Raw genomic sequence first — 7641 nt, 5'->3', positions numbered from 1 at the left:
GCCCATGCCCTTGGAGGCGAAATAAAGGAGGAGGGGGCGGCCGCAGGCCGACGCCGGGGGACATTCGCCGGAAAGGGCATGGGCACCCAGCGCCCGACCCACCGACCGCCGCGCGCGTCAAGGGCCGCAGGCCGCTTTATGTACGCCTCCGAACGAGAGAAAGCGTGCCCGCAGTAGCTATGCGGTTTTTCCTAAACTGTTCATTAAATGAGACCAGCCCTATTCACAATGCGCTGCGGTATATTCATGGCTTAGCCCGCGTCGACGTGCCAAGCAAGCCAAGGCCGCTGCGCTGGGCACCGCCGGTTACGGCACCGTGAGTTGAAGAGGGCATATGGCGCTGGTTTTCAGTGATGACGTCTGGGATCGCTGGCGCTTGCCGGCACTGACCCTGGCCGCCGTGGCCATCATCGTGGTCCCGTGGCTGACGCTGCGGAAGCTGTCCGAAGAAAATACCGAAGCCATGCGCTGGGTGACCCATACCCAGGATGTGGGCGTGGCGGTGTACCAGTTGCAGGCCGATGTGCGCGACGTGGAGTCGGCTGCGCTGACCATGTCCAAAGGCATCGACGCGCCGGGTCTGCGCGAGCGTCTTGGCCAAGCCAAGGACATCCCGCAGCGGCTGCAGCGGCTGACTGAACTGACCCGCGACAATCCCGAACAGCTGGTCCGCATCGGCCGCATCCAGTCGATGGTGGAACGGCGTATGGAACTGGCCAGGCAACTGGCGCGCTCGGCACCGGATTCGGACCAGCGCGAACTGGTCAAGGACCTGACCACCCGCTATCCGATCCGCAAGCTGATCGAAGAACTGCAGTCCAACGAAGAGACACTGCTGGCAGAGCGCAGCGCCGTATTCCAGAAACAGCAGCGCCAGGGCGAGTTCGTGTCGTGGTCGGCGCTGCTGGTGCAGTTGTCGCTGCTGGGCCTGGTGCTGTGGTTGCTGCATCGCCAGATCAGCCATCGCGCCAGCGCCGAGAAAGCCTCGCAGCGTTCGGCCGCACGCGCCGCCTCGGTGTTGAACACCGTGCGTGAGCCGATCGTGCTGCTCGACCGTGAGTTGAAAGTGCAGCTGCATAATCCGGCCTTTGCCGAGCTCTACGGCCTGGATGAAACCAGCACCGAGATCCGCAGCCTGGACAGCATCGGCGACGGCGCCTGGAAGGATGCGGTGGTGCGCCAGCGGCTGATCGATGTGCTGCTGCGCGGCCGCGAGCTGTGGGATTACGAACACGAGCAGCGCACCGCCGACGAGCAGGTGCGCACCATGCTGATCAATGCCCGGCGCATGCCGCTGCCGGACAAGGACGATGAGGTGGTGCTGATGACGGTCAGCGATGTGACCGTGCAGCGCGCCGTGCAGCAGCGCGTGGAAGAACTGAACCGGCAGCTGGAAGGCAAGGTGGAACAGGTGTCCGAGGTGAACCGCGAGCTGGAAGCCTTCAGCTACTCGGTGTCCCACGATCTGCGCGCGCCGCTGCGCCACGTCGCCGGCTTCTCCGACAAACTTACCCGCCACCTGGGCGATCAGGCCGACGAAAAGTCGCTGCACTACCTCGGGGTGATTTCCAACTCGGCACGCCGCATGGCCGCGCTGATCGACGACCTGCTGGTCTACTCGCGGCTGGGCCGGGCGGCGATGCGGATGCAGGCGGTGGACATGCAGTCGCTGGTGGCCGACACGCGCGCCATGCTCGATGCCAACCTGCAGAGCGAGGCCGAGGAAACCGGCGTGCGCCGCCACGTGGAGTGGAAGATCGCCCCACTGCCGATCCTGGTGTCCGATGAGAACATGATGCGCCAGGTGTGGTTGAACCTGCTGGGCAATGCCCTCAAGTATTCGTCCAACCGCGACCCGGCCCGGATCGAGGTCGAGTACCAGCAGCAGCCCGATGGCGGCCACCTGTTCACGGTGCGCGACAACGGCGCCGGTTTCGACATGGCCTACGCCGGCAAGCTGTTTGGTGTGTTCCAGCGGCTGCACAAGGCCAGCGACTACCCCGGCACCGGTATCGGCCTGGCCAGCGTACGCCGCGTACTGACCCGCCACGGCGGCCGCATCTGGGCCGAGTCGGCCGTCGATGCCGGCGCCACGTTCCACTTCCTGCTTCCCCCTGCGCTCGACGCAATCAACAAGGGCTCCGCCGCATGACCGCACTCCGCACCATCCTCCTCGCCGAGGACAGCCCTGCCGACGCCGAGATGGCCGTCGACGCCCTGAAAGAGGCCCGCCTGGCCAACCCGATCGTGCACGTCGAAGACGGCGTGGAAGCGATGGACTACCTGCTGCGCCGCGGCGCCTTCGCCAACCGCGAGGAAGGCCTGCCGGCGGTGCTGCTGCTGGATATCAAGATGCCGCGCATGGACGGCCTGGAAGTGCTGCGCGAGATTCGCAACACCGAAGAGCTCAAGCGCCTGCCGGTGGTGATCCTGTCGTCCTCGCGCGAGGAAAGCGACCTGGCCCGCAGCTGGGACATGGGCGTGAATGCCTATGTGGTCAAGCCGGTGGACGTGGACCAGTTCTTCGGTGCGGTGCAGACCCTGGGCAAGTTCTGGGCGGTCATCAACCAGGCGCCGGAGATCGAGTAAGCCATGCCGCTGACTGGCCCGTCCCTGGGTATGCTGCGCGTCCTGCTGGTGGAAGATTCCGCCGAGGACGCCGAACTGATGTGCGAGCAGATGCTCGATGCCGGTCTTGAAGCCAGCTTCGAGCGGGTGGAGAGCGCGGGCGAGCTGCGCGAGGCGCTGAGCCGTTTCTCGCCGGACATCGTGTTGTCCGACCTTGCCATGCCCGGTTTTTCCGGCAACGAAGCGCTGCAGATCGTGCGCGGCTGGCATCCGGATGTGCCCTTCATCTTCGTGTCCGGCACGATGGGTGAGGAAAACGCGGTGGCCGCGCTGCACCAGGGCGCCAACGACTACATCATCAAGCACCAGCCGGCGCGGTTGCCCTCGGCGGTGGCGCGCGCGGTACGCGAGTCGCGCAGCAGCATGGACCGCCAGCGGGTGGAAGCCGAGCTGATGCGTGCCCAGCGCCTGGAAAGCCTGTCGCTGCTGGCCGCCGGGCTCAGCCACGACCTGCGCAACATCCTGCAGCCGCTGCTGATCATGCCCGACCTGCTCAAGGCGCGGACCCAGGACCCGCAGCTGCACCACCTGGCCGACATCATCGCCGAGTGCGGCCGGCGCGGGCACGAGATGGCCGAGTCGATGCTGTCCTTCGTGCGTGGCTCACGCAAGCCCAGTGAGCAGATCTGCATCGCGCACCTGTTCGAGGCGGTGGAGCTGCTGTTGCGCAGCAACCTGCCGGCCAAGGTCAGCCTGCACCTGGACGTGGCCGATGAAGGCCTGGCCGTGGATGCCAACTACACCGAGCTGCAGCAGGTGCTGTTGAACCTGTCCTTGAACGCGATCCAGGCGATGCCCAACGGCGGGCGACTGACGCTGCGCGCGGCCGCCGACCGCGATGGCCAGGGCGAGGAGTGGCTGCGCATCTCGGTGACCGACGAAGGCACCGGCATGGATGCCGACACGCTGTCGCATCTGTTCAACCCGTTCTTCACCACCAAGGCCAACGGCACCGGCCTGGGGCTGATCTCGTGCAAGCGCATCGTCGAAGGCGTGCACGGCAGCATCCACGTGGACAGCACGGTCGGGGTCGGGACGCGTTTCGACCTGCTGCTGCCGATGCAGGAAGTGGCCACCGACAGCGAGGCGGTGGATCAGCCGATTGCCGCCGGCACCGGGCAGTCGATCCTGGTGGTGGATGGCGAGGCCACGCGTCTGTCGCTGCTGGGCAACGCGTTGTCCAGCCAGGGCTACCACCTGCAGCTGGCCTCCGACGGCGCCGCGGCGCTGCGCTGGATGCAGCAGGAAGCAATGCCGGCCCTGGTGATCGCCGATGCCGGTTCCAAGCTGTTGTCGGCCAGCCACCTGCTGGGCGAAATGGCCGCGCTGGGCTTCCGCGGGCCGGCGCTGGTGCTGGAAGAGGCCGACGTCACCGTGCCACTGGCGGTGTTCCCGTCGACGATCAACGTGCACGTGCTGCGCAAGCCGCTGGAAATGCAGCAGGTGTTCCGTTCGGTGGCCGAGGCGTTGGAGACGGCCTGATCGTGGTGGGATGACCACGGTAGTGCCGGCCGTTGGCCGGCTCTGCCTGCACCCCACAGTGTCGGGTGGCCGGCCAGCGGCCGGCCCTGCGGTTTCAGGCCTCTTCCCATGGAAACCGGGGCAGGGTGGTTACCGCCTGCTCCAGCTTGTGCGACCAACTGCCGTGGATCTGCGCATACAACGGGCTGTCGCCGGCCAGGCGCATGCGCTGGCTGATGCGCAGGTCATCCTTGCGGATCAGCACCAGATCCACCGGCAGGCCCACCGACAGGTTGGAGCGGATGGTCGAGTCCAGCGACACGATCGCCGTGCGCGCGGCATCTTCCAGCCGCGTCTGCGGGCGCAGGATGCGGTCCAGGATCGGCTTGCCGTACTTGGATTCGCCGATCTGCAGGAACGGGGTCTCCGGCGAGGCGGAAATCGCATTGCCGAGCGGGTAGATCATGTACATGCCCGGTTGTTCACCGGCGATCTGCCCGCCCAGGATCAGGGTGGCCTGGGTCATGATGCCGTCCTGTCCGGCGTCCTGCGTGGTGGCCTTGACCTGGCTGTCGACCAGCACGCGGCCGACGTACTCGGCCACCTCGAACAGGTGCCGGTAGGCGAGCAGGTTCTGCTCGCGCGCTTCCTCCACGTCGCGGCGCAGACGCGAGACCAGCAGTTGGGTGGTGGCCAGGTTGCCGGCGGCCATGATCACGAAGGCGGCCTGCCCGGGGAACTCGAATTCATGCAGCTTGCGATGGACCCGCACGTCGTCCAGCGACGCGTTGGTGCGGGTATCGGCGGCGAAGACCAGGCCTTCGTCCACCTCGATGCCGACGCAATAGGTCATGTCGGTGTCCTATGATGTGCACCCCGATTCTATGCGCAGGCCATGTTGGTCCCGTGTGGATTCGCCCCACGCACGCTGAATACCATGACCACTGTGCTCCTGAGCCTGGGCAGCAACCTGCAGCCGCAACAGCATCTTCACGCCGCGGTGGATGCGCTGCGCGCGCGCTTCGGCGCGATCGCGGTCTCGCCGGCCTACCGTACCGCCGCAGTCGGCTTCGACGGCCCGGATTTCCTCAACAATGCGGTGGCGATCGACACCGATGTGCCGCTGGATGCGCTCGATGCCTGGCTGCATGCGCTGGAAGACGCGCACGGCCGCGACCGCAGCGGCCCGCGCTTCTCCGACCGCACCCTGGACCTGGACGTGGTGTTCTACGGCGACCTGATCGTGGAAGGCCCGGGCCACCTGCGCATTCCGCGCCCGGAACTGCACCGCCTGGTTGCCGGCCAGCGGCCGGCACTACCGGGGCGGTTGCATCGTTTGGTCGTCGGCCAGCGGCCGGCATTACGACAGCGTTCGGCCGCCATCCACGCGCAGCGTGTGCCCGGTGATGAAGGGCGCATCGGTCACCAGCCAGTACACCGCCTCGGCGATCTCCTCCACCGTGCCGGTACGCGCCAGCGGGGTGCGCAGCAGCAGCGCCTGCTGGGCGAAATCGTCCTTGCCCTGTTCCGGCCACAGGATCGCGCCGGGGGCCACCGCATTGACCCGCACCTTGGGTGCCAGTTCCAGCGCGAGTGAGCGGGTGATCATTTCCAGCGCCGCCTTGGCCGCGCTGTAGACCGGGTGGTCGCGCATCGGCTGGGTGCCGTGCAGGTCGGTCAGGTTGACGATGCAGCCCAGGTGCCGGCGCAGCTGCGGTGCGGCGGCCTGGGCCAGCAGCAGCGGGGCGCGCGCGTTGACCGCGAACAGATCGTCCCAGTGTTCGGCGGTGATCTGGCCGAGCAGGGTGGGGTAGAAGTTGGAGGCGTTGTTGACCAGCGCATCCAGCCGCCCGAACTGGGCCACGGTCTGCTCGACCAGATCGGGGATGGCGTCGGCGTCACGCAGGTCGGCCTGCAGCGCCAGCACGCTGCCAGGGCGCAGCATGTCCAGGTCGAAGGCCATCTGCTGCAGCTCGGCGGTGGAGGTATGCGCGTGCAGCACCACCGACCAGCCACAGGCATGGAACTGGCGGGCGATCGCCGCGCCGATCCGGCGCGCGCTGCCGGTGATCAGCACGACGGGTGCGGTATCGGTCATCGGGGGTACTCCCTGCTCGGCTATGCTGTGCATTGTCACCGCAATCGCCTGCCTCATGCATTCGCCACTGCCCACCCCCGATACCGACGCCCTGGCCCACAGCGACCAGCTGGCCGCGGCGCTGCGCGCCGACATCCTTGCCAACGGCGGCGCCATCCCGTTCGCACGGTTCATGGAGCTGAGCCTGTATACGCCGGGACTGGGGTATTACAGCGCCGGTGCCAGCAAGTTCGGCGAATCCGGCGATTTCACCACCGCCCCGGAACTGGGCCCGCTGTTTGCCGCCACCGTGGCCAATGCGATCGCCCCGGTGATGCAGCAACTGGGCCCGCAGGCGCGCTTCATGGAGCTGGGCGGCGGCAGCGGCGCGTTTGCCGAGGTGCTGCTCAAGCGCATGCTGGAACTGGACGCGCTGCCCGAACGCTACGCGATCCTGGAACCCAGCGCGGACCTGCGCGAGCGCCAGCGCGAGCGTCTGGAAAAGGCCTTGATCGGCCCGGTGTTCGAACTGGTGGAGTGGTTGGACGGCCCGTTCGAGGACGACTGGGACGGCATCGTGTTCGCCAACGAGGTGATCGATGCGCTGCCGACGCCGCGCTTCCTGGCGCGCGACGGCATGGTCTATGAGGAAACCGTGGAGTTGGATGCGCAGGGCGCCTTCGTGCGTGGCGCGCAACCGGCCGATGCCATGCTCAGCGCGGCGGTGCGCCACATCGAGCATTACCGTGAGAAGCCGTTCGCCGATGGCTACCGTTCCGAACTGCTGCCGCAGCTGCCGTACTGGATCCAGGCCGTGGCCGGCGGCATGCAGCGCGGCGCGATGCTGTTCATCGATTATGGCTACCCGCGTGGCGAGTATTACCAGGACGAACGCGACGACGGCACGGTGCGCGCGTTCTACCGCCACCAGGTGCACAACGATCTTTACCGGTGGCCGGGCCTGCAGGACCTGACCGCGTCGGTGGATTTCACCGCGCTGGCCGAGGCCGGCACCGGTGCCGGGTTCGAGATCGCCGGGTACTGCACCCAGGCCAATTTCCTGCTGGGCAACGGGCTCGATGCGCTGCTGGCCAAGGCCGAGGCGCGCGTGGACGAGTTCGGCAAGGTGCGCCTGCGTGATCAGGTCAAGAAACTCACCCTGCCCACCGGCATGGGCGAGCGCTTCCAGGTGATGGGGTTCCAGCGTGACGTTGAATTCGAGGCCGCGTTCCTGCTCGGCGACCTGACCTGGCGCCTCTGAGATGACCATGACAGGGATGTTGAAGCCGCTGCGCTGGCCGCGCTTCTGGCTGGGTCTGTGGTGGCTGGCGATCGCGGTGACCATCACCGTCTGCCTGATTCCGCCGCCGCCGCTGGACCTGCCCAAGAACAGCGACAAGGTGGAGCATTTTCTTGCCTACTTCCTGTTGGCCGCTTCGGCGGTGCAGATCTACCGCACGCGCGCAGCCCTGCTG

6 protein-coding genes and 2 pseudogenes are annotated in these 7641 nt (G+C 67.0%); 6 read left to right on the top strand and 2 right to left on the bottom strand.

Going from position 1 to position 7641, the window contains the following annotated elements; all coding sequences use genetic code 11:
• Positions 1 to 334 precede the first annotated feature (334 nt).
• Genes ACXJKH_RS13405 through ACXJKH_RS13395 form a run of 3 tightly spaced genes read left to right on the top strand, consistent with a single transcriptional unit; the run spans position 335 to position 4110 of the window.
• Complete coding sequence (locus ACXJKH_RS13405; RefSeq protein WP_256777096.1) at positions 335 to 2152, top strand: sensor histidine kinase; 1818 nt, start codon at positions 335 to 337, stop codon at positions 2150 to 2152.
• Positions 2149 to 2589 carry a response regulator gene (locus tag ACXJKH_RS13400; protein WP_256777094.1) on the top strand — a complete coding sequence of 147 codons (441 nt, stop codon included), beginning with the start codon at positions 2149 to 2151 and terminating at the stop codon, positions 2587 to 2589. The genes ACXJKH_RS13405 and ACXJKH_RS13400 overlap by 4 nt, the downstream gene beginning before the upstream one ends.
• 3 nt (positions 2590 to 2592) lie before the next feature.
• A complete protein-coding gene (locus tag ACXJKH_RS13395; RefSeq protein ID WP_457319954.1) occupies positions 2593 to 4110 on the top strand; it encodes an ATP-binding protein in 1518 nt (505 codons plus the stop codon).
• Between the two features lie 94 nt (positions 4111 to 4204).
• On the opposite strand, the gene ACXJKH_RS13390 is transcribed toward ACXJKH_RS13395, so the two are convergent.
• On the bottom strand, positions 4205 to 4942 hold the full coding sequence (locus ACXJKH_RS13390) for a 20S proteasome subunit A/B (protein ID WP_457319952.1): 738 nt from the start codon (positions 4940 to 4942) through the stop codon (positions 4205 to 4207).
• 84 nt (positions 4943 to 5026) lie between these two features.
• Between ACXJKH_RS13390 and folK the strand changes: the two are divergent.
• Positions 5027 to 5374 (top strand): annotated as a pseudogene (gene folK, locus ACXJKH_RS13385) (2-amino-4-hydroxy-6-hydroxymethyldihydropteridine diphosphokinase); the annotation flags it as partial.
• Positions 5375 to 5449: 75 nt separating this feature from the next.
• Here folK and ACXJKH_RS13380 read toward each other — a convergent pair.
• Positions 5450 to 6187 (bottom strand): pteridine reductase, encoded by a 738-nt coding sequence (locus ACXJKH_RS13380; RefSeq protein WP_457319950.1) that lies wholly within the window; start codon positions 6185 to 6187, stop codon positions 5450 to 5452.
• Positions 6188 to 6242: 55 nt separating this feature from the next.
• On the opposite strand from ACXJKH_RS13380, the gene ACXJKH_RS13375 reads away from it, so the two are divergent.
• Positions 6243 to 7427, top strand: a complete 1185-nt coding sequence (locus ACXJKH_RS13375; RefSeq protein ID WP_256777088.1) for a class I SAM-dependent methyltransferase — start codon at positions 6243 to 6245, stop codon at positions 7425 to 7427.
• Between the two features lies 1 nt (position 7428).
• Positions 7429 to 7641, top strand: a pseudogene (locus ACXJKH_RS13370) (VanZ family protein); the annotation flags it as partial.

Source organism: Stenotrophomonas sp. P5_B8 (assembly GCF_054049855.1).
This window is presented reverse-complemented; position numbering and strand designations above follow the sequence as displayed.

What these genes read in the sequence shown, in the direction of transcription:
- ACXJKH_RS13390 (WP_457319952.1), bottom strand. Translation starts at nt 4,942, where the DNA reads ATGACCTATTGCGTCGGCATCGAGGTGGACGAAGGCCTGGTCTTCGCC.
- ACXJKH_RS13405 (WP_256777096.1), top strand. Translation starts at nt 335, where the DNA reads ATGGCGCTGGTTTTCAGTGATGACGTCTGGGATCGCTGGCGCTTGCCG.
- ACXJKH_RS13375 (WP_256777088.1), top strand. Translation starts at nt 6,243, where the DNA reads ATGCATTCGCCACTGCCCACCCCCGATACCGACGCCCTGGCCCACAGC.
- ACXJKH_RS13395 (WP_457319954.1), top strand. Translation starts at nt 2,593, where the DNA reads ATGCCGCTGACTGGCCCGTCCCTGGGTATGCTGCGCGTCCTGCTGGTG.
- ACXJKH_RS13400 (WP_256777094.1), top strand. Translation starts at nt 2,149, where the DNA reads ATGACCGCACTCCGCACCATCCTCCTCGCCGAGGACAGCCCTGCCGAC.
- ACXJKH_RS13380 (WP_457319950.1), bottom strand. Translation starts at nt 6,187, where the DNA reads ATGACCGATACCGCACCCGTCGTGCTGATCACCGGCAGCGCGCGCCGG.